Consider the following 19,583-nt stretch of genomic DNA (forward strand, 5'->3'; position numbering starts at 1 on the left):
ATGACGACCACCGCCGTCACGCACATCACCAGCCTGGTCACCAATGACCCCTCCCTCGGCAACGGGACCCCCCTGGGCCTGATCCAGGACGCGGCCGTCGTCATCGAGGGCGACCGCATCGTCTGGACCGGTGAATCAAGCAAAGCACCCGCCACTGACAACGTCCTCGACGCGGCGGGCCGGGCCATGATCCCCGGCTTCGTCGACTCCCACTCGCACCTCGTCTTCGCGGGCGACCGCACCCAGGAGTTCAACGCCCGGATGTCCGGGCAGCCCTACACCGCGGGCGGCATCCGCACCACGGTCGCCGCCACCCGCCAGGCCTCCGACGAGCAGCTCTCCGACAACGTCGCCCGCTACCTCGCCGAGGCCCTGCGCCAGGGCACCACCACCCTGGAGACCAAGTCCGGCTACGGCCTCACCGTCGAGGACGAGGCCCGCGCCCTGCGCATCGCCTCCCGCCACACCGACGAGGTCACCTACCTCGGCGCCCACGTCGTCTCCCCGGACTACACCGACGACCCGGCCGGGTACGTCGACCTGGTCACCGGCCCCATGCTGGAGGCCTGCGCCCCGCACGCCCGCTGGATCGACGTCTTCTGCGAACGCGGCGCCTTCGACGGCGACCAGGCCCGCGCCATCCTCACGGCGGGCCGCGCCAAGGGGCTGCACCCCCGCATCCACGCCAACCAGCTGACGTACGGCCCCGGCGTACAGCTCGCGGTCGAGCTCGACGCCGCGTCAGCCGACCACTGCACCCACCTCACCGACGCGGACGTGGACGCGCTGGGCCAGGGCGACACGGTCGCCACGCTGCTCCCCGGCGCCGAGTTCTCCACCCGCGCCACCTGGCCCGACGCCCGCCGCCTGCTGGACGCGGGGGCCACCGTCGCGCTCTCCACGGACTGCAACCCCGGCTCGTCGTTCACCTCGTCCATGCCGTTCTGCGTCGCCCTGGCCGTACGCGACATGGGGATGACCCCCGACGAGGCACTCTGGTCCGCCACCGCGGGCGGTGCCGCGGCCCTGCGCCGCACGGACATCGGCCGGATCACCCCCGGAGCCCGCGCCGACCTGGTCCTCCTGGACGCCCCGAGCCACGTCCACCTCGCCTACCGCCCGGGCGTCCCGCTGGTCAGCGCGGTGTGGCGGAGCGGGGAGCGGGTGGAGTAGAAGGGGCATCGCGAGGGTCCCACTCGCCCTCCGGCCAGTCATGCTCGTCGAAGCCGTCGGGAAGCTTGCCGCAGTCGGCGTAGACGCTGACCGAGTACGTCCCCGTCCCGTAGTACCAGCGCACGTCCACCGGTAGTAGCAGGCGCGCGTCTCCACCCGGGCGGGCCCCACCACCGGCCGGCCGGGCAGCGCGGCCGCGGCGTACACCTGCCCGGCCTCCGCCTTCAGCCGGACGGCGACGGTCGGGGTCGGCGGCCGGATACAGGGGCCGTTCCACAGCCAGGCGAGCGCCGCGACGCCGAGCAGCACGGCGACGCCGACGGCGGTACGGGCGGCGCGCGACCCGCGGGGAGGGGGGACAGGGCGGAACGAGTTCATGATCGAACGCTGGGAGGCCGCAGGGCCCGGCGCGTGAGGGCGCGTACTCAACGAGGTGAGTAGCCGGTCCGGGGCCCGGCCGTGAGGGCGGACACGCGGAAGGACCCGCCCTGGATACGTGGATACGTACAGGAGCGGGTCCTTCCGCATGCTCGGCACCGGCCCGCGCGGCCCCGTGGAGGGCGGCGGACCGGGTTCGGCTATTCCTCCAGGGTCAGCCCCTTGCGGAGCTTGACCAGAGTCCGCGAGAGCAGCCGGGACACGTGCATCTGCGAGATGCCCAGCTCCTCACCGATCTCCGACTGCGTCATGTTGCTGACGAAGCGGAGCGAGAGGATCATGCGGTCCCGCGAGGGCAGTGCGGCGATCAGCGGCTTCAGGGACTCGACGTACTCGATGCCTTCGAGCCCGTGGTCCTCGTAGCCGATGCGGTCCGTGAGGGCGCCCTCGCTGTCGTCCTCCTCGGGCTTGGCGTCCAGCGAGCTCGCGGTGTACGCGTTGCTCGCGGACATGCCCTCGACGACCTCGTCCGGCGTGATGCCGAGGCGCTCGGACAGCTCCGCCACGGTGGGCGCGCGGTCCAGCTGCTGGGAGAGCTCGTCCCCCGCCTTGGCCAGGTCGAGCCGGAGTTCCTGGAGCCGGCGCGGGACGCGCACGGACCAGCTGGTGTCGCGGAAGAACCTCTTGATCTCGCCGACGATGGTCGGCATCGCGAACGTCGGGAACTCGACACCGCGGCTCAGCTCGAACCGGTCGATCGCCTTGATCAGGCCGATGGTGCCGACCTGGACGATGTCCTCCATCGGCTCACTGCGCGAGCGGAACCGGGAGGCGGCGAACTTGACGAGCGCGAGGTTGAGCTCGACGAGGGTGTTGCGGACGTACGCGTACTCGTGCGTGCCCTCTTCGAGGGATTCGAGGCGCTCGAAGAGCGTCTTCGACAGGGCCCTGGCGTCCAGAGCTCCGATTTCGGCGTAGGGCGGGATCTCGGGCAGTCCTTCGAGCCCTGTGAGGAGCCCCGTGAAGCCCTCAAGCCCCTCGCCGGAAGAGTCAGGGGTGGTGCTGATGGTGCTGGTGGTGGAGCTGGTGCGCGGGCCGGGAACGGCGGTCGCGGCGGGGGAGTCGGAATTGGTCGGTCCCTGAGGACATGCCGACGACGCGTTGGGGGTACGCGCTTCGTCGAGCCGGGGTGACATGGTCTCCTCCATCGTTCTCGGCATATGGCTGCCGATGCCCATACGTGTTCCTGCGGTGAAGCGGCGCCTCCAAAGCCGGTCGTGTTTCAGGTGTCCCTCTACCCATACCCGGTTCCTGCCAGCAGTTACAAGCGCCAATTAACCGCATATGTCCGGTTTGTTGAGGTCTCCGACTACCGCGTGGCGTACGAAACGCGTACTGTTTTACGCACGTCGGCGGCGGCTCTGCATACAGCCGCACAGGCGGTGACGCGCACAGTGACGGACGGCGAAGAGGTACATGGGCATGGACCGCGGGACGGTCGGCAGTGCGAACCGGGGTCGGCTTCAGGTCGAGGCCCGGACCGAGGGGCACAGCGAGGTCGTGACTCCGGTGGGTGAGCTCGATCACCACACCGCCGATCTGCTGCGGGAGCCCCTGGAGAGCGCGGTCGAGCAAGGGCGGTCACGCCTGGTGGTGGACTGCTCACGCCTGGACTTCTGCGACTCCACCGGGCTGAACGTGCTTCTCGGCGCCCGCCTCAAGGCGGAGGCGGCCGGAGGAGGGGTTCATCTGGCCGGAATGCAACCGGTCGTGGCGAGAGTGTTCGAGATCACCGGCGCGGAGGCGGTCTTCACCGTCCACGCCACGCTCGAAGACGCTCTACGGACCTAGGTCCTTACGGTGCGCTCGCGCGTCGTCCCGGATGGCGGCCGTGTTGAGCGATCGGCAGCCCGAAGTGGGTGTCGTAAGGGTGCGGCCGGGCAGGAGACCCCCGTCGGCATCCCGCAAAGATCCGGCACAGTCGGTAACTGATCATTTCTGTTCAATCGCGACATGGCGACATGGCGAATCGGTGAGGTGAAGCGCTGATGAGCACCACCCGGCAGCATCCGCCGGGCGACCTCGGCCGCGAGCCGGAAGGAGCGGGCGCAGCCTCGCCCGTTCCGGCCGAGCGGCAGTGGCGCACGCTCTCACTCGGGCAGGCCAGCGGCATCGTCCCGATGGCCCGTGATTTCGCCCGGCAGGCCCTGCACGACTGGGGCTGGCTCCCGGCCTCCAGCGCGGACCGCCGGGCCGCGGCCGAGGACGTCCTGCTGGTCGTCTCCGAGCTCGTGACCAACGCCTGTCTGCACGCCGAGGGTCCCGAAGAGCTCCGGATCGGCCGTACGCCCAAGGCGCTGCGGGTGGAGGTCGTCGACCGGGGGACCGGCCAGCCCGCCCCCCGAACGCCGCACCGCGCCGGCCGCCCCGGCGGACACGGCATGTTCATCGTGCAACGCCTCTGCCTGGACTGGGGCGTGCAGCGCACGCCGGAGATGCCGGGCAAGACCGTCTGGGCGGAGCTCGCCGCCCCCGCGTAACCCGGAGGCATCCCGCACACGCCTAGCTCAGAGGCATTCCGCACATCGAGGAGCGCGCCGATCCGGCGCGCTCTTTGTCTTCCCTCCATCAGGCCCCGGGCGTACCTTGAGCGCCCAATCTGATGCGTCGTCAGCAACGTGCGCCCGTACGGGTCGTGGCGCGCGGCGACGTCCGGCATGAGGGGAACACGAGGTGTCGAACCAGAAGCGGACAGCTCTCGCGCTGACGGCCGCGCTCACCACCGCGATGGCGGGCTCGGTGGTCCTGATGGCCGCGCCCGCCGCCCACGCCGAGGTCGTGGACGTCAACTACCAGTGCCAGACGCCGATCGGGCCCAAGGCAGCCGTCTCGCCCATAGACATCAAGAGCGTCAAGAGCGGCAACGGTCACAAGCTCACCATGTCCTTCCAGAAGGGCGTCTCCTCCAGCCCGGTCGAGCTGGGCAAGGGGGCCATGAACCCGAGCGCGGTGATCGAGGTGGGCGGTGCGGAGACGGGGAAGGTCCAGGTCTCGGGACCGGCGAACGCCGAGGCGATTCCGGCCAACACCCCCATCAAGATCAGTGACTTGTCGGGGACCTACGCGCCCAAGAAGAGTGGCGAGGTCACCTTCACCGCGGGGGTGCTCACCATCAAGGCGCTGGGCACGACGACGACCTGTACGCCGAAGAACAGCCCCGCCCCCTCCCTGCAGCTGCACGTCGAGGGCGCCGGCGGCTCGGGAGCCTCCACGGGCGGTTCCGGCGGAGGCTCCACGACGGCCGGAGGCACTGCCTCCGGCGGCGGTGAACTGCCGAAGACCGGCCCGCTCGACTCCGCGGCGGCACTCGGCGCGCTCGGCGGGACCGTCCTGCTGACCGGGGCGGCCGGAGTGCTCTGGCTGACCCGGCGAGGACAGCGCCCCACGGGCTGAACGCCGCAACCGTCAGTGTGAGGGAGCCGCCCATGCCGCCGCCGACCCGGCACGTACGCCTGCCGTCGACCCTGTACCTGCGCCTGCTCGCCGCCCTGCTGCTGGCACTGCTCCTCGCACCTCCTGCGGCGGCCGACGGCGGCCCCGGGGCCCCGGCGGGCTGGACGGCCCGGCCCGCGGGCGGCGGGAGCACCGGCCGGGACACCCGGCCGTACGTCTATCTGGAGGGCGCCCCCACGGCGGTGCTCCAGGACCGGCTCTCGGTGACCAACCCCGCCCGCGTCCCGCTGACCGTACGGCTGCGGGGCGACGGCCGGGCCGGGCCGTGGCTCCGGTTCGCGGCGGACACGGTCACCGTGCCGGCCCGGACCCGCGCCGACGTGCCGTTCGCGCTGGCCCTGCCGGGCAACGCGACGCCGGGCGACCTCGTGGGGGAGATCGTGGCGGCGGCCGACGGGGGCGAGGAGAGACACGTGACGGTACGGGTGCGGGTCGGCGGCCTCACCCTGGCGGCGCTCACCGTGGAGGACGTCGAGGTGTCGGGCCGGACCATCCGGTACGCCCTGGTCAACCGGGGCAACACGCCCCTGCGGCCGCGGCTGGCCGTGCGCGCGGACGGGGTGTTCGGTACGCCGCTGGACCGCCCGGCCCGGCAGCTGCAGGTGGAGCTGGCCCCCGGCCGTCGGGTGGAGCTCACCGAACCCTGGCCGCAGGCACCGGCGTTGGGCTCCGTCACCGTACGGCTGCGGGTCGCCGCGGAGGGCGGGGCGCGGGACGAGGCGGTGGCCTCGGCGGCGTACGTCCCGGTGGCGCCGGTCGCCGGGGGCGGGCTGCTGGTGCTCGGCGTACTGGCTGTGCTCGGCACGGGGGCGTACCGGCGGCGTACCCGGGGCGGGCCGCACCCGGCCGGAACGGACGACGGCGAGGAGCCGCAACCGGTCGGAGACCTGCAACCGACCGAAGAAGCACGGCCCCTGGCGAAGGCGGGAGCGGAATCGTGACGCAGCACCCCGGAGGCAGGCCGCCCCCACGCACCGCGGCGACGGCCGACCGAAGAGCCGCCCGGCCGGCGACTGGCCGAGGAGCCGCTCGGCCGACGACTGGCCGGACAGTCGCCCGGCACCGCACCGCACCGACGACTCTCCTGCTCCTCCTCGCCGTTCTCCTGGCCCTGGCGGCCCCGGTCACCGCCCCGGCGGCGCAGGCGGCCGAAGGCGACGCCCCGTCCGTCACCCTCTCCAAGAAGGAGGCTGGCAAGGGCGGTGAGCTCACCGTCAAGGGCGGCGGCTGGCGCTCCGAGGCGTTGCTGATGCTCCTGATCTGCGGCCGGTCCACCCCGGAGCGGGGCGTGATCGGCGGCACCAACTCCTGCGCCAACGCCGACGGCCGGGCCGTCACCACCGACAAAAGGGGCTCCTTCAGCAAGAAGCTGCCGGTGGCCGAGCCGCCCGAGCCCTGCCCCTGCGTGGTGCACGTCGCCGCGGTGACCGGCGAACAGGCTCTGGTCGACACGGTGTTCGCAGTTGCGGGTCACCCCACGGCTCCGCTGCCGCCCCCGGCCGACGAAGGAAGGCTCGCGGTGCTGGCCACCACCCGGCTGGAGGGCGAGAGCTCGCTGCTCACCTGGTTCGGCGCCCCGCCCGCCCGCCGGTTGGTCTTCACCGTCGGCAACCTGGGGTCCGAACCCGTGGAGGACCCCGTCTTCGAGATCGGCACGGCGCACGGCGTCTACGCCCCGCAGTGGGAGGAACGCCAGTGGAGCGGCACGGTCGCCCCCGGGGGCAAGGCGCAGATCAAGCTGCCGGTCGGACTCTCCGCCGGCGCGCACGGCGACTACCAGGTCTCCCTGCGGTACGGGACGAAGGTGCTGGCCGAACAGCCGTGGGGGGTGAGCCGTCCGTGGGGCGTCCCGCTCTTCTGGGTGCTGCTCTGCCTGGTCGTCCCGGCCGCCGTCTTCCGTATCGGCATGGCCGCCGTGGACAAGGCCCGCCCCCGCCCCGCCGGCCCGGCTGCCCGCCACGCGCACCGTACGCGTACGCCCGCAACCCAGGCGCCGCCCACCCCGGCCGTGCTGCCGTGGTTCACCCAGGACTCCGCACCGTCAGAGAAACGGCGTTCCGCACCGCCGGAGAACCGACCCCCACCCACGACGAAGGGACAAGCGTGGACACGCAACGGAGGATGAGCGCGGCCGGAATCGCGCTGATGCTCGGCGGCGCGGGCATCGTGCTGGCCGCGAGCCCGGCCCAGGCCGCCGAGGTCAGTTATGCGACGGAGTGCGTTCCGCCGCTGATCTCGGGACTGCCCCCGGTCCAGGGCACCACGAGGGTGCTGCTGACCGTCCCGGCCGAGGCGAAGGTCGGCGACGAGATCGAGGTCGTCTGGAAGACGGTCGAGGCCGCGTCGAAGAACCCGGACGTGCTGGACCTGGGCAAGGACACGGTGAAGCCGACCGGCACGATCACGCTGGGCGGTGCGGCGAGCGGCGAGCTGAAGCTGGAGGGCCCGCGGCGGAACCCGCCCATCCCCAAGAACAGCCCCATGCTGCTGCCCGACATGACGGCCAAGCTGAAGCTGGAGAAGGCCGGGGAGATCACGCTGACCCCGGGCGCGTACAACATCAACGTCTCCAAGCCGATCTCCACGGACACCAAGTGCGCCCCGAAGGAGACGGTCCGGCCGGGCGCCACGATCAAGGTGACGGAGGAGGGCTCCAGCACGGGCGGCACCACATCCGGAGGTACGGCCTCCGGAGGTACGGCCTCCGGGGGTACGACGACGGGGGGCACGGATACAGGAGGCACCACGACCACGGGCGGCACCACGACCGGAGGCGGCGACTCCGGCGGAAGCGCAGCCGGGGGCACCACCGACGGCGGCACCACCGATGGCGTCACCACGACCGGAGGCACCACCACCGCCGGCGGCAGCACCGGCACCGGCGGCACCGGCGGCAGCGGCGGTGAGACCGACTTCCCCGGCAAGGAGGTGTCCGTCGCCTACGCCTGCAAGACCCCCATCGGCGACAAGAACGCCACCTCCCCCGTCCGGATCAGCGCCAAGAAGGACGGCGGCGGCTACGACCTCACCGTGGAGTTCGGCAAGTCCGTGATGGACAGCCCGATCGACATCCCGGCCGACCAGGTCAAGCCCTCCATGGAGGTCAGACTCGGCGGGGCCGACAAGGGCACGGTCACGGTCGAGGGGCCGCTGAACAAGGAGGTCATCAAGACCGGTGCCCCGATCGAGATCCCGGACCTCACCGGCACGTACGAGCCCGGAGCGAGCGGGAAGTCGACGCTCAGTCCGGGCGTCCTGACGGTGATGGCCGCCGGTACGACGACGACCTGCACCCCGCCCGCCGGTGTCGCGGTCTCCCTGGAGCTGGACACCTCCGCCCAGCCGGGCGGCGCGTCCGGCGGCACGGGCTCCGGCGGAGGCGGCACGGCCGGCTCGGGCGGAGCAGCGGCGTCCGGCGGCGGTACGGACTCGGGCGGCGGCCTGGCCGCCACCGGTGCCGAGGGCGACGGCGCCCTGCGCGCGCTCGGCCTGGTCGCGGGTACGGCGATCCTGCTGGGCGGCGCGGTGTTCACGTTCACCCCGTGGCGGAGGCTGCGTTCCACGCGCTGAGCCACCGGCACAAGGCGCAGGGGCCGCCTCACCGGGACATGTCGGTGAGGCGGCCCCTGCGCTACGGGTAGTACGACGTCAGCGGACGTCGCCCATGAGCTGCTTGACCTTGCCGCGGTACATGAAGATCGCGATACCGGCGACCACGGCGAGCGTCGCCTCCATGGCCACCACGCCGGTGCCGTTGAGCCCCACTCCGGCCAGCGAGAGCAGGCCCGTGGTGCAGTCACCGGCGGTGACCGCGAGGAACCAGACACCCATCATCTGGCTCGCGTACTTCGCCGGAGCCATCTTCGTCGTGACCGACAGGCCGACCGGCGAGAGCGTCAGCTCGGCGACGGTCTGGATGAAGTAGATCGCGACCAGCCACATCGCGGCGGCCTTGTGGCCGTCACCCGCGATGGTCAGCGGCATCAGGAAGACGAAGAACGAGGCGCCGACGAGAACGAGGCCGGAGCTGAACTTCACGATCGTGCTCGGCTCCTTGCCGCGGCGGTTCAGCGCCAGCCAGAAGGCGGCGAAGACCGGCGCGAGCGCCATGATCAGGACCGGGTTGACCGACTGGTACCAGGAGACCGGGAAGTCCCAGCCGAAGACGCTGTTGTCGGCCGAGGACTCGGCGAAGATCGCCAGCGTCGAGCCGCCCTGGTCGTAGATCATCCAGAAGATGGCGGCGGCCACGAAGAACCAGATGTAGCCGGACATCTTCGACTGCTCGGCCTCGCTGAGCTCCTTGTCGCGCTTGATGCGGACCAGGACCATCACCGGGATGACGAGACCGGCGACGGTGATCGGGACCAGCAGCCAGTTCAGCGTGTAGACGCCGGTGACGACCGTACCGATGTAGAAGACGGCCGCGATGCCGAGCCAGATCATCGACTTGCGCAGGGTCGAGGCGCGTTCGTCCCTGGAGAGCGGCTTCGGGACGATCAGGCTGCGCTCGTTCAGGTGGCGGGTGCCGAGCAGGAACTGGACCACACCGAGGCCCATGCCGAGTGCGGCGAGGGCGAAGCCGAGGTGCCAGTTGACGTTCTCACCGACGGTGCCGATCACCAGGGGCGCGGCGAACGCACCCATGTTGATGCCCATGTAGAAGATGGTGAAGCCACCGTCGCGGCGCGGGTCCTCCGGGCCGTCGTAGAGGTGGCCGACCATCGTCGAGATGTTGGACTTCAGCAGACCGGAGCCGATGGCCACGAGGCCCAGACCGGCGAAGAACGTGCCCTCGGTGGGCAGCGCCAGGGTCAGGTGGCCGAGCATGATGACACCGCCGGCGATGGCGACGGTCTTGCGCGGGCCCCAGACCCGGTCGCCGAACCAGCCGCCGGGCATGGCGAGCAGGTACACCAGCGACACGTAGACCGAGTAGATCGCGGTCGCTGTGGCGGGGTTCATGTCGAGCCCACCGGGCGCGATCAGGTAGAGCGGGAGCAGTGCCCTCATGCCGTAGTAGCTGAAGCGCTCCCACATCTCCGTCATGAAGAGTGTGGCCAGGCCGCGGGGGTGGCCGAAGAAGGTCTTCTCGCCGGAACCGGCCGAGTCCTTCGTCAGGCTGGACGCCATGATCGATCCTTGCTGGTCGGGACGCGCTCGCCTCGTGAGCGGTGCGCGCCCGGTGGGGGGTAGCCGGCACCGGGCGCGGCCGCACCCCACCCCACGCCTGAGGGGGATTCGCCCCGGGGCCGGGCTCCGGGCGGAGCGTTCGGCGGCGGGGCGGGGAAGTACCGCGTCGGGATCCACGCCCGGCGCGTTCGCACGCTCCGGGCCCGGCTCACAGGTCATTCACTCAACATGGGCCGGCGTGAACCGACCCGACACACAGAAGAGACCCTTGGCGCTCATGGCGGCCCAAAGGTCCTTCAGTAGTGCAACAGGCGTCGGGACACCATACGACACGACACAGCGGCATATGGAAGGACTTGAGACATGGATCACAGGCGATAGTGGAACCAGGCTCCCATATTCAAAGGTCCATGCCGGGATTTCGCCGGGGACCCGCAGGTGGTGGCGCGGGCCTCACCTCGGACCTCCCGACCGGACTACCATCGGTCCATGACCCGTGTACTGCTCGCCGAGGACGACGCATCCATCTCGGAGCCACTGGCCCGCGCACTGCGTCGGGAGGGTTACGAGGTCGAAGTCCGCCAGGACGGCCCGACGGCGCTCGACGCCGGGCTCCAGGGCGGCATCGACCTCGTGGTCCTCGACCTGGGGCTGCCCGGGATGGACGGACTCGAAGTCGCCCGCCGCCTCCGTGCCGACGGCCACGCCGTGCCGATCCTGGTGCTGACGGCCCGCGCCGACGAGGTCGACACGGTGGTCGGCCTGGACGCGGGCGCCGACGACTACGTCACCAAGCCCTTCCGCCTCGCCGAGCTCCTCGCCCGGGTCCGCGCCCTGCTCCGGCGCGGTGCCACCGAGTCCGCCGCGCAGCCGGCCACCCACGGCGTCCGGATCGACGTCGAGTCGCACCGGGCCTGGATGGGCGAGGAGGAACTCCAGCTCACCGCAAAGGAGTTCGACCTGCTGCGGGTGCTGGTCCGGGACGCCGGCCGGGTCGTGACCCGCGACCAGCTGATGCGCGAGGTCTGGGACACCACCTGGTGGTCCTCTACGAAGACGCTCGACATGCACATCTCCTGGCTCCGCAAGAAGCTCGGTGACGACGCGGCCAATCCCCGCTACATCGCCACGGTCCGGGGCGTCGGCTTCCGGTTCGAGAAGAGCTGACGTACGAAGCACCCATGCCTCTTGACGACGAACAGCCTCTCGAAGAAGGACCACGACAGAACCGGCGGCCATGCGCCGCCGGCTGATCAACTCCACGCTCGCCGTGGTGCTCGTGGTCATCGCCGTCTTCGGCGTCTCCCTCGTCATCGTGGAGACGCGCACCATCAGCGCCAGCGCCCAGGAGAGCGTCGAATCCGAGGCGCTGCGGCTGATCAGCGTGGTCGACAGCCGGCTGCTGGGTGACGAGGTGATCAACTCCGGGGTGCTGTCCGAGCAGATCGACCCCAACCGGTTCGCGCTGATCGAGATCCCGGGCCGGACCCCCATCTCCGTCGGTGAGCGCCCCACCGGCAGCGTCCTGCGCGCCACCGAGACCGGTGAGCAGGGCGAGAAGGTCACCGTCGAGGAGTCCCGCTCGGCTGTCACCCGCGAGGTCGGGCGCACGCTCCTGATCATCGGCGCGGTGGCGTTGCTCGCGATCATCTCGGCCGTGCTCCTCGCCGTACGCCAGGCCAACCGGCTCGCCTCCCCGCTCACCGACCTGGCCGAGACCGCCGAGCGCCTCGGCTCCGGCGACCCCCGCCCGCGCCACAAGCGGTACGGGGTGCCCGAGCTGGACCGGGTCGCCGACGTCCTGGACTCCTCCGCCGAGCGGATCGCCCGGATGCTGACCGCCGAGCGCCGGCTGGCCGCGGACGCCTCGCACCAGCTGCGTACGCCGCTCACCGCGCTCTCCATGCGGATCGAGGAGATCTCGGTGACCGACGATCCGGAGACGGTGAAGGAGGAGGCGAACATCGCCCTCACCCAGGTCGAGCGCCTCACCGACGTCGTGGAGCGGCTGCTGACCAACTCCCGGGACCCGCGGACCGGCTCCGCCGTCGTCTTCGACCTGGACGAGGTCATCAAGCAGCAGATCGAGGAGTGGCGCCCCGCCTACCGCTCAACGGGCCGCGCGCTGGTCTGCTCGGGCAAGCACGGGCTGCGGGCGGTCGGCACCCCGGGCGCGGTCGCCCAGGTCCTGGCGGCGCTGATCGAGAACTCGCTGATGCACGGCGGCGGCACGGTCGCCCTGCGCACCCGCGTCACCGGCAACCAGGTCGTCATCGAGGTCACCGACGAGGGACCCGGCGTCCCGGCCGAGCTGGGGGCGCGGATCTTCGAGCGGACGATCAGCGGCCGCAACTCCACCGGGATCGGCCTGGCCGTCGCCCGGGACCTGGCGGAGGCGGACGGCGGCCGGCTGGAACTGCTCCAGCAGCAGCCGGCGGTCTTCGCACTCTTCCTCAGCCGCATCCCGCTGGACCGCAAGGACCACGAACGCCCGGTGCGCTGAGCGGGGACTCGGTGAAGGCGTCAGTTCCGTACGGGATCGGGCTCTACGGTCTCCGTCGACCGCCGCTGCGCCAGAAACCGTTCCGCACGGGGCACGGCCTCCTCGTCGGGCAGGGGCTGGGCGGCGGGGAGGGCCTTGAAGACCCACGTCCGGTAGGACCAGAAGCGGAAGAGGGTCGCGATCCCGATGCCGAGGATCTTGAAGAAGTTGCTCTGGACCGGGGTGTTCCAGTCGAAGCCGTACGTCGCGACATACAGCACGCCGTTCTCGATGACCGCGCCCGCCGCGCTGAACAGCACGAAGAGGGTCAGCTCACGGGTCCGGCCGGTCTTGTCCCGGTCCCGGTAGGTCCAGTAGCGGAAGCCGACGTAGTTGCAGAGGATGGCGACGAAGGTCGCCAGCACGCTCGCCCGGACGACCTGGAGGTCGGTGGTGTGCCGGAGCAGGTTGAAGACAAGGATGTTGACCAGCAGTCCCACCGCACCGACCGCGCCGAACTTGGCGACCTCCCGGGCCAGCAGATCAAGCCGGGTCCGCAGTGCGCCCCGTTCGCTCATGGTGATCGCTCAGTCCGTCCGTTCGATGGCGTCGACGGTTCCGTCAACTCCGCCATGCTAACCAGCGCTCCCGTGTGAAGCCCCGGTGATGCCCGGGAGCCCGCCGGGGACGGTACCCGGACGGCGTCCCGGGCCGCCCGGCGCGCCCGATACCCTGGGGGTGTGACGTTCCCGGTAGTCGGCATGGTCGGCGGCGGTCAGCTCGCCCGTATGACCCACGAGGCGGGTATCCCCCTCGGCCTGAAATTCAAGCTCCTCAGTGACACGCCCCAGGACTCGGCGGCCCAGGTGGTCAGCGAGGTCGTCATCGGCGACTATCGCGACCTGGAGACGCTGCGCGCCTTCGCGCAGGGCTGCGACGTGATCACCTTCGACCACGAGCACGTGCCCACCGAGCACCTGCGGGCCCTGGAGGCGGACGGCATCCCCGTGCGCCCCGGCCCCCATGCCCTGGTGCACGCGCAGGACAAGGGGGTGATGCGCGCCAGGCTCACGGAGATCGGCGCACCCTGCCCCCGTAACCGCATCGTGGGCGACCCGGCCGACGCCGCCGCGTTCGCGGAGGAGGTCGGGGGCTTCCCCGTCATCCTCAAGACCGTGCGCGGCGGGTACGACGGCAAGGGCGTGTGGGTGGTCCGCTCCGAGGCGGACGCGGCCGACCCGTTCCGCGCCGGGGTCCCGGTCCTCGCGGAGGAGAAGGTCGACTTCGTACGGGAGCTGGCGGCCAACATCGTCCGCTCGCCGCACGGCCAGGCCGTGGCCTACCCGGTGGTCGAGTCCGTCCAGGTCGACGGGGTCTGCGACACGGTGATAGCCCCCGCCCCCGACCTGTCCCAGGAGCTGGCCGGCGAGGCCCAGCAGCTCGCGCTCCGCATCGCCGCCGAGCTGGACGTCGTCGGCCACCTGGCCGTGGAGCTGTTCGAGACCCGCGGCGACGACGGGACCCCCGGCATTCTGGTCAACGAGCTGGCCATGCGCCCGCACAACTCGGGCCACTGGACCCAGGACGGCGCTATCACCTCCCAGTTCGCCAACCACGTACGGGCGGTCCTCGACCTCCCCCTCGGAGACCCGCGCCCGCGCGCCCCCTGGACGGTCATGTGCAACGTCCTGGGCGGTGACTACCCGGACATGTACCAGGCGTACCTGCACTGCATGGCCCGCGACCCCCAGCTCAAGATCCACATGTACGGCAAGGACGTGAAGCCCGGCCGCAAGGTCGGCCACGTCAACACCTACGGCGACGACCTGGCGGACGTGCGGGAGCGCGCCCGGCACGCGGCCGACTACCTGCGAGGAACGATCACCGAATGACTTCCCCCGGCACCGGCTCCGCCACCGGCAGCGCCCCCCTCGTCGGCATCGTGATGGGCTCGGACTCCGACTGGCCCGTCATGGAGGCGGCGGCCAAGGCGCTCGACGAGTTCGAGATCCCGTACGAGGTCGACGTCGTCTCCGCCCACCGCATGCCGCGCGAGATGATCGCGTACGGCGAGGAGGCGGCGGGCCGCGGTCTGCGGGCGATCATCGCGGGCGCGGGCGGGGCCGCCCACCTGCCCGGGATGCTGGCCTCGGTCACCCCGCTGCCGGTCGTCGGCGTGCCGGTGCCGCTGAAGTACCTGGACGGCATGGACAGCCTGCTCTCCATCGTCCAGATGCCCGCCGGGGTCCCCGTCGCCACCGTCTCGGTCGGCGGTGCGCGCAACGCGGGCCTGCTGGCCGCCCGGATCCTGGCCGCGCACGACCCGGCCCTCCAGGAGCGGATGGGCGAGTTCCTGCAGGAGCTGAACGCCCAGGCCACGGAGAAGGGCAAGCGCCTGCGGGCCAAGGTCCAGGGCCTCGACTCCTTCGGCTTCGGAAAGTAGGGGCCGGCCATGGACCACCTCGCCCGCGCGCACGAGCTCCTCGCCGCCCACCCGATCGTCGACGGCCACAACGACCTCCCCTGGGCCCTGCGCGAGCAGGTCGGCTACGACCTGGACGCCCGGGACATCGCCGCCGACCAGCGCGGCCTGCTCCACACCGACCTGGCCCGGCTGCGGGCCGGCGGGGTCGGCGGCCAGTTCTGGTCCGTCTACGTGCGCACCGACCTGACCGGCGACGCGGCGGTCAGCGCCACGCTGGAACAGATCGACATCGTCGCCGAGCTGATCGCCCGCCACCCGACGCACCTGCGGCGCGCGCTCACCGCCGACGACCTGGAGAAGGCCCGTGCCGAGGGCCGTATCGCCTCCCTGATGGGCGCCGAGGGCGGCCACTCCATGAACAACTCGCTGGGCACCCTGCGGGCCCTGTACGCGTTGGGCGTCCGCTACATGACGCTCACCCACAACGACAACATTGACTGGGCCGACAGCGCGACCGACCTGCGCCGCCTGGGCGGCCTCTCCGCCTTCGGCCACGAGGTCGTCCGCGAGATGAACCGCATCGGCATGCTGGTCGACCTCTCGCACGTGGCGGACGGCGTCATGCGCGACGCGATCGCCACCAGCACGGCGCCGGTGCTCTTCTCGCACTCCTCGGCCCGGGCCGTCTGCGACCACCCGCGCAACATCCCCGACGACGTGCTGGCGGCGCTCCCGGCCAACGGCGGGGTCGCGATGGCGACCTTCGTCCCGAAGTTCGTGCTCCCCGCCGCCGTCGCCTGGACCCAGGCGGCCGACCGCAACATGCGCGAGCACGGCCTGCACCACCTGGACACCACCCCGCAGGCGATGCGCATCCACGAGGACTTCGAGGCGGCCCACCCCCGCCCCCAGGCCACCGTCGCGACCATCGCCGACCACCTCGACCACATGCGCGAGGTCGCGGGCGTCGACCACATCGGCATCGGCGGCGACTACGACGGCACGGCCTTCACCCCCTACGGCCTGGAGGACGTCTCCGGCTACCCGAACCTGATCGCCGAGCTGCTCCGCCGTAACTGGTCGGAGGGCGAGCTCGCCAAGCTGACCTGGCGGAACGCCGTACGGGTCCTGCGCGACGCGGAAGCCGTGGCCCGCGACGAGCAGGCCACGCGCGGCCCCTCCCACGCGACGATCACGGAGCTGGACGCGCGGCGCCCGCGCTAGGGGGCGTCTCATCGATCCCGCGTGGGCGGACGCCTCCTAGGGGTGGCGGCGAACGGCCCCCCCGGACCGAAGGCGACCGCCGCGAAACGCTCGCCCATACGGCGGTGCGCGGCGGCGTCCGGGTGGAGCCGGTCGGGCAGCGGCAGCTCGGCGAAGTCGGCCTCGCCGTACAGGGTGAGGCCGTCCAGGTAGGACAACCCCGGATCCTCGCCCGACCGCTCCTCCGCGATCCGGGCGAGCTCCTCCCGTACGACCCGCAGGGTCAGCTTCCCGAATGCCGCCTCCGAGGGGTCCCCCAACGCGGTGAACTGCGCCTCCTCCTCGCTGAACTCCGGGGCGGCCGGTCCGGGAGTGTCCTCCTGGGCGGGGCAGAGGACGGGCGAGATCACCAGCAGGGGCGTGGTCGGGTGCCCCTCGCGGATGGTGTCGAGGAACCCGTGCACGGCCGGGCCGAAGGCGCGCAGCCGCATCACGTCCAGGTTGACGAGGTTGATGCCGATCTTGACGCTGATCAGGTCGGCGGGGGTGTCCCGCAGGGCGCGCGCGGTGAACGGATCGAGCAGGGCACTGCCTCCCAGGCCCAGGTTGACCAGCTCCACGCCCCCCGCGGCGGCGGCCAGGGCGGGCCAGGCGGTGGCGGAGCTGTCCGCGGCGGATCCCTGGCTGATCGAACTGCCGTGGTGCAGCCACACCCGCCGCCCGCCCGGCTCCACCGCCACGACTGGGGCGTCGGTGCGCAGGGCCGTCAGCTCGGTGATCTCGGTGTACGGCAGCCAGAGCTCGACGGCCTTCTCCCGCCCTGGCAGTCCGTCGAACCGCACGGTGCCGACCGGACCGGGGAACGTCTCCCGCGAGCCGTCACCCAGGTCCACCATCAGCAGATCGCCCCCGCTCGCCGTGGCCCGCCCGGCCGGCTCCCCGTCGATGTGCAGGTCGTACGCGCCGTCCGGGCGGGGCGGAACACCCCGGTAGGCCACGACCGTGCGCAGGACGTCCAGCTCGACGGCGGTGGCCCGGGTGCGGAACACGAGCCGTACGCCGGAGGGCTGGGCCTCCGCCTGGGCCACCTGCTCGTCACCGCCGAACTGCGCCCGGGCCCGGGCGGGCAGCCGGTGCGGGAGGAGGCCGCCGCGCGCGGTGCGCTCCAGGTCGAGCGCGCCGCGCACGAGGGCGCCGGTGAGGGGGGTGGTGATCCAGCAGGGAGAGTCGTCCATGGTTCCAGCCTGTCCACCGGACGCGCGATCACCACGCGCCGCACGCCCCTTCCCCTCGATCTAGCAGGCGCAGAGGCAGAACGGGTGCCCGGCAGGGTCGGCGTAGACACGGAAGGTCCGCTTCCGGTCCTCCGTGTCCAGCGGCCGGGCCCCCAGCGCCAGCACCTCCCGCTCCGCCGCGTCCAGATCCTCCACGGTCAGGTCCAGGTGGAACTGCTGGGCGCCGTCGGGCCGGGGCCACTGCGGCGGTACGAAACCGGGCGCGGCCTGGAACGCGAGCGGGGTGCCCGGGGCGTCGACGAGGTCGACCCAGCGGCCCTCGTCCTCCTTGATGGTGCCGCCGATCACGGCGGCGTAGAAGCGGGCGAGTGCGATGGGGTCGGGGCAGTCCAGCACGACGGCGCCGAGTGTGGCGATGGGCATGACGTATACCTCCCGGTGATCGCCGCCCTGTTGCGGCATGGGACAACGCCTACCCCATCCCGGCGCTGGAGTGCGGGCACATCCGGCGCGGGAGTGGCGGCACTCAGGCCTTCGGTCGCCCCATCGCCCGGTACGTCCACCCGGCCTCGCGCCACACCGCGCTGTCCAGGGCGTTCCGCCCGTCCAGGATGATCCGGCGGGACACCGCATCGCCCAGCTCCGCCGGGTCCAGCTCGCGGAACTCGCGCCACTCCGTCAGGTGCAGCACCACGTCCGCGCCGCGCACGGCCTCCAGCGCGGAGTCGGCGTAACCGAGCGTCGGGAACAGGCGGCGGGCGTTCTCCATCCCCTTGGGGTCGAAGACGGTCACCTGGCCGCCCTGGAGGTGGATCTGCCCGGCCACGTTGAGCGCGGGGGAGTCGCGTACGTCGTCGGAGTCCGGCTTGAACGCGGCGCCCAGGACGCCCACCCGGGTGCCGAGGAACGAACCGCCGCCCACGGCCTCCCGGGCCAGCTCCACCATGTGGCCGCGGCGTCGCATGTTGATGGAGTCGACCTCGCGGAGGAAGGTGAGCGCCTGGTCCGCGCCCAGCTCACCGGCGCGCGCCATGAAGGCCCGGATGTCCTTGGGCAGGCAGCCGCCGCCGAACCCGATCCCGGCCCGCAGGAACTTCTTCCCGATCCGCTCGTCGTGCCCGATGGCCTCGGCGAGCTTCACGACGTCCCCGTCGGCGGCCTCGCAGACCTCGGCCATGGCGTTGATGAACGAGATCTTGGTGGCGAGGAAGGAGTTGGCGGAAGTCTTCACGAGCTCGGCGGTCGGAAAGTCGGTGACGACGAAGGGAGAGCCCTCGGCCACCGGCACGGCGTACACCTCGCGCAGCAGCTTCTCGGCCCGCTCGCTCTCGACGCCGACGACGATCCGGTCGGGGTGCAGGGTGTCGTTGACGGCGAAGCCCTCGCGCAGGAACTCCGGGTTCCAGGCCAGCTCGGCGTCCGTGCCGGCCGGGGCCAGCTCCGCGAGGCGGGCGGCGAGGCGGGCGGCGGAGCCGACGGGGACGGTCGACTTGCCGACGACCAGGGCGGGTCGGGTGAGGTGCGGGGCGAGGGACTCGAAGGCGCTGTCGACGTAGCTCATGTCGCAGGCGTACTCGCCGTGCTTCTGCGGGGTGTTCACACAGACGAAGTGCACGTCACCGAAGTCCCCGACCTCTTCCCAGGAGGTGGTGAAGCGCAGCCGCCCCGTGGAGCCCTCGATGCCCGCGACATGCTTCTGGAGGATCTCCTCGAGCCCCGGCTCGTACATCGGCACGCGCCCGGCGGACAGCAGCTCGATCTTCTCCGGTACGACGTCGAGCCCGAGGACCTCGAAGCCCAGCTCGGCCATGGCGGCGGCATGGGTGGCGCCGAGATAGCCGGTGCCGATCACAGTGATCCTGAGGGCCATGGATGCTCCTGGGAGGTGCGGATAGACGTGCGAACCGAGCATAGTCGTGGCGGGTGACCCCACCTCTCTCCACCCGATCCGCCACTTACCGCCCTCTTTGCCCGACCCCTGTCACGAAGCTCACGTGGCACTCACGTATGCCGTGCCGGGGCTTCCGCACTAAAATTGGGT

18 protein-coding genes are annotated in these 19,583 nt (G+C 71.7%); 12 read left to right on the forward strand and 6 right to left on the reverse strand.

Going from position 1 to position 19,583, the window contains the following annotated elements:
• Entirely contained in the window at positions 1 to 1,173 is a 1,173-nt protein-coding gene (gene hutI / locus ABZ154_RS08025) for an imidazolonepropionase (RefSeq protein ID WP_356830126.1), read from the forward strand.
• 578 nt (positions 1,174 to 1,751) lie between these two features.
• Here the strand turns inward: hutI and ABZ154_RS08030 are convergent.
• The gene (locus tag ABZ154_RS08030) at positions 1,752 to 2,747 is read right to left on the reverse strand and encodes an RNA polymerase sigma factor SigF (RefSeq protein ID WP_356830218.1); all 996 of its coding nucleotides are present in this window, start codon (positions 2,745 to 2,747) and stop codon (positions 1,752 to 1,754) included.
• A 286-nt stretch (positions 2,748 to 3,033) separates the two neighbouring features.
• Between ABZ154_RS08030 and ABZ154_RS08035 the strand changes: the two genes are divergently transcribed.
• The 6 genes from ABZ154_RS08035 (at position 3,034) to ABZ154_RS08060 (ending at position 8,634) form a co-directional block, all read left to right on the forward strand.
• Complete coding sequence (locus tag ABZ154_RS08035) at positions 3,034 to 3,402, forward strand: STAS domain-containing protein (protein ID WP_356830128.1); 369 nt, start codon at positions 3,034 to 3,036, stop codon at positions 3,400 to 3,402.
• Positions 3,403 to 3,599: 197 nt separating this feature from the next.
• Positions 3,600 to 4,091, forward strand: coding sequence for an ATP-binding protein (locus tag ABZ154_RS08040; RefSeq protein ID WP_356830130.1), 492 nt, complete (start codon positions 3,600 to 3,602; stop codon positions 4,089 to 4,091).
• 193 nt (positions 4,092 to 4,284) lie between these two features.
• Entirely contained in the window at positions 4,285 to 5,004 is a 720-nt protein-coding gene (locus ABZ154_RS08045) for a peptidase (protein WP_356830132.1), read from the forward strand.
• 32 nt (positions 5,005 to 5,036) lie between these two features.
• Positions 5,037 to 6,005 (forward strand): hypothetical protein, encoded by a 969-nt coding sequence (locus ABZ154_RS08050; protein WP_356830134.1) that lies wholly within the window; start codon positions 5,037 to 5,039, stop codon positions 6,003 to 6,005.
• A 143-nt stretch (positions 6,006 to 6,148) separates the two neighbouring features.
• Positions 6,149 to 7,189, forward strand: coding sequence for a hypothetical protein (locus tag ABZ154_RS08055; protein ID WP_356830220.1), 1,041 nt, complete (start codon positions 6,149 to 6,151; stop codon positions 7,187 to 7,189).
• On the forward strand, positions 7,186 to 8,634 hold the full coding sequence (locus ABZ154_RS08060) for a hypothetical protein (RefSeq protein WP_356830136.1): 1,449 nt from the start codon (positions 7,186 to 7,188) through the stop codon (positions 8,632 to 8,634). The genes ABZ154_RS08055 and ABZ154_RS08060 overlap by 4 nt, the downstream gene beginning before the upstream one ends.
• Before the next feature lie 78 nt (positions 8,635 to 8,712).
• Here ABZ154_RS08060 and ABZ154_RS08065 read toward each other — a convergent pair whose 3' ends face one another.
• Complete coding sequence (locus ABZ154_RS08065) at positions 8,713 to 10,197, reverse strand: oligopeptide:H+ symporter (protein ID WP_356830138.1); 1,485 nt, start codon at positions 10,195 to 10,197, stop codon at positions 8,713 to 8,715.
• 489 nt (positions 10,198 to 10,686) lie between these two features.
• On the opposite strand from ABZ154_RS08065, the gene ABZ154_RS08070 reads away from it, so the two are divergent.
• The gene (locus ABZ154_RS08070) at positions 10,687 to 11,364 is read left to right on the forward strand and encodes a response regulator transcription factor (protein ID WP_356830140.1); all 678 of its coding nucleotides are present in this window, start codon (positions 10,687 to 10,689) and stop codon (positions 11,362 to 11,364) included.
• 70 nt (positions 11,365 to 11,434) lie between these two features.
• Entirely contained in the window at positions 11,435 to 12,700 is a 1,266-nt protein-coding gene (locus ABZ154_RS08075) for an ATP-binding protein (protein WP_356830142.1), read from the forward strand.
• Between the two features lie 20 nt (positions 12,701 to 12,720).
• Here ABZ154_RS08075 and ABZ154_RS08080 read toward each other — a convergent pair whose 3' ends face one another.
• On the reverse strand, positions 12,721 to 13,257 hold the full coding sequence (locus ABZ154_RS08080; protein ID WP_356830144.1) for a GtrA family protein: 537 nt from the start codon (positions 13,255 to 13,257) through the stop codon (positions 12,721 to 12,723).
• A gap of 162 nt (positions 13,258 to 13,419) precedes the next feature.
• On the opposite strand from ABZ154_RS08080, the gene ABZ154_RS08085 reads away from it, so the two are divergent.
• From ABZ154_RS08085 to ABZ154_RS08095, 3 genes are read left to right on the forward strand one after another with little or no spacing between them, the layout of a single operon-like run.
• Positions 13,420 to 14,571 carry a 5-(carboxyamino)imidazole ribonucleotide synthase gene (locus tag ABZ154_RS08085; protein ID WP_356830146.1) on the forward strand — a complete coding sequence of 384 codons (1,152 nt, stop codon included), beginning with the start codon at positions 13,420 to 13,422 and terminating at the stop codon, positions 14,569 to 14,571.
• Complete coding sequence (gene purE, locus ABZ154_RS08090; protein ID WP_356830148.1) at positions 14,568 to 15,122, forward strand: 5-(carboxyamino)imidazole ribonucleotide mutase; 555 nt, start codon at positions 14,568 to 14,570, stop codon at positions 15,120 to 15,122. The genes ABZ154_RS08085 and purE overlap by 4 nt, the downstream gene beginning before the upstream one ends.
• A gap of 9 nt (positions 15,123 to 15,131) precedes the next feature.
• Entirely contained in the window at positions 15,132 to 16,328 is a 1,197-nt protein-coding gene (locus ABZ154_RS08095; protein WP_356830150.1) for a dipeptidase, read from the forward strand.
• An 8-nt stretch (positions 16,329 to 16,336) separates the two neighbouring features.
• On the opposite strand, the gene ABZ154_RS08100 is transcribed toward ABZ154_RS08095, so the two are convergent.
• The 3 genes from ABZ154_RS08100 to ABZ154_RS08110 all read right to left on the reverse strand — a co-directional run bounded on the left by ABZ154_RS08100 (position 16,337) and on the right by ABZ154_RS08110 (position 19,412).
• Positions 16,337 to 17,542, reverse strand: coding sequence for a GDSL-type esterase/lipase family protein (locus ABZ154_RS08100; protein ID WP_356830152.1), 1,206 nt, complete (start codon positions 17,540 to 17,542; stop codon positions 16,337 to 16,339).
• 60 nt (positions 17,543 to 17,602) lie between these two features.
• Entirely contained in the window at positions 17,603 to 17,965 is a 363-nt protein-coding gene (locus tag ABZ154_RS08105) for a VOC family protein (protein WP_356830154.1), read from the reverse strand.
• A 103-nt stretch (positions 17,966 to 18,068) separates the two neighbouring features.
• Entirely contained in the window at positions 18,069 to 19,412 is a 1,344-nt protein-coding gene (locus tag ABZ154_RS08110) for a UDP-glucose/GDP-mannose dehydrogenase family protein (RefSeq protein ID WP_356830156.1), read from the reverse strand.
• Positions 19,413 to 19,583 lie beyond the last annotated feature (171 nt).

Origin of the sequence: Streptomyces sp. NPDC006261, from assembly GCF_040613515.1 — a bacterium.
GTDB lineage: Bacteria > Actinomycetota > Actinomycetes > Streptomycetales > Streptomycetaceae > Streptomyces.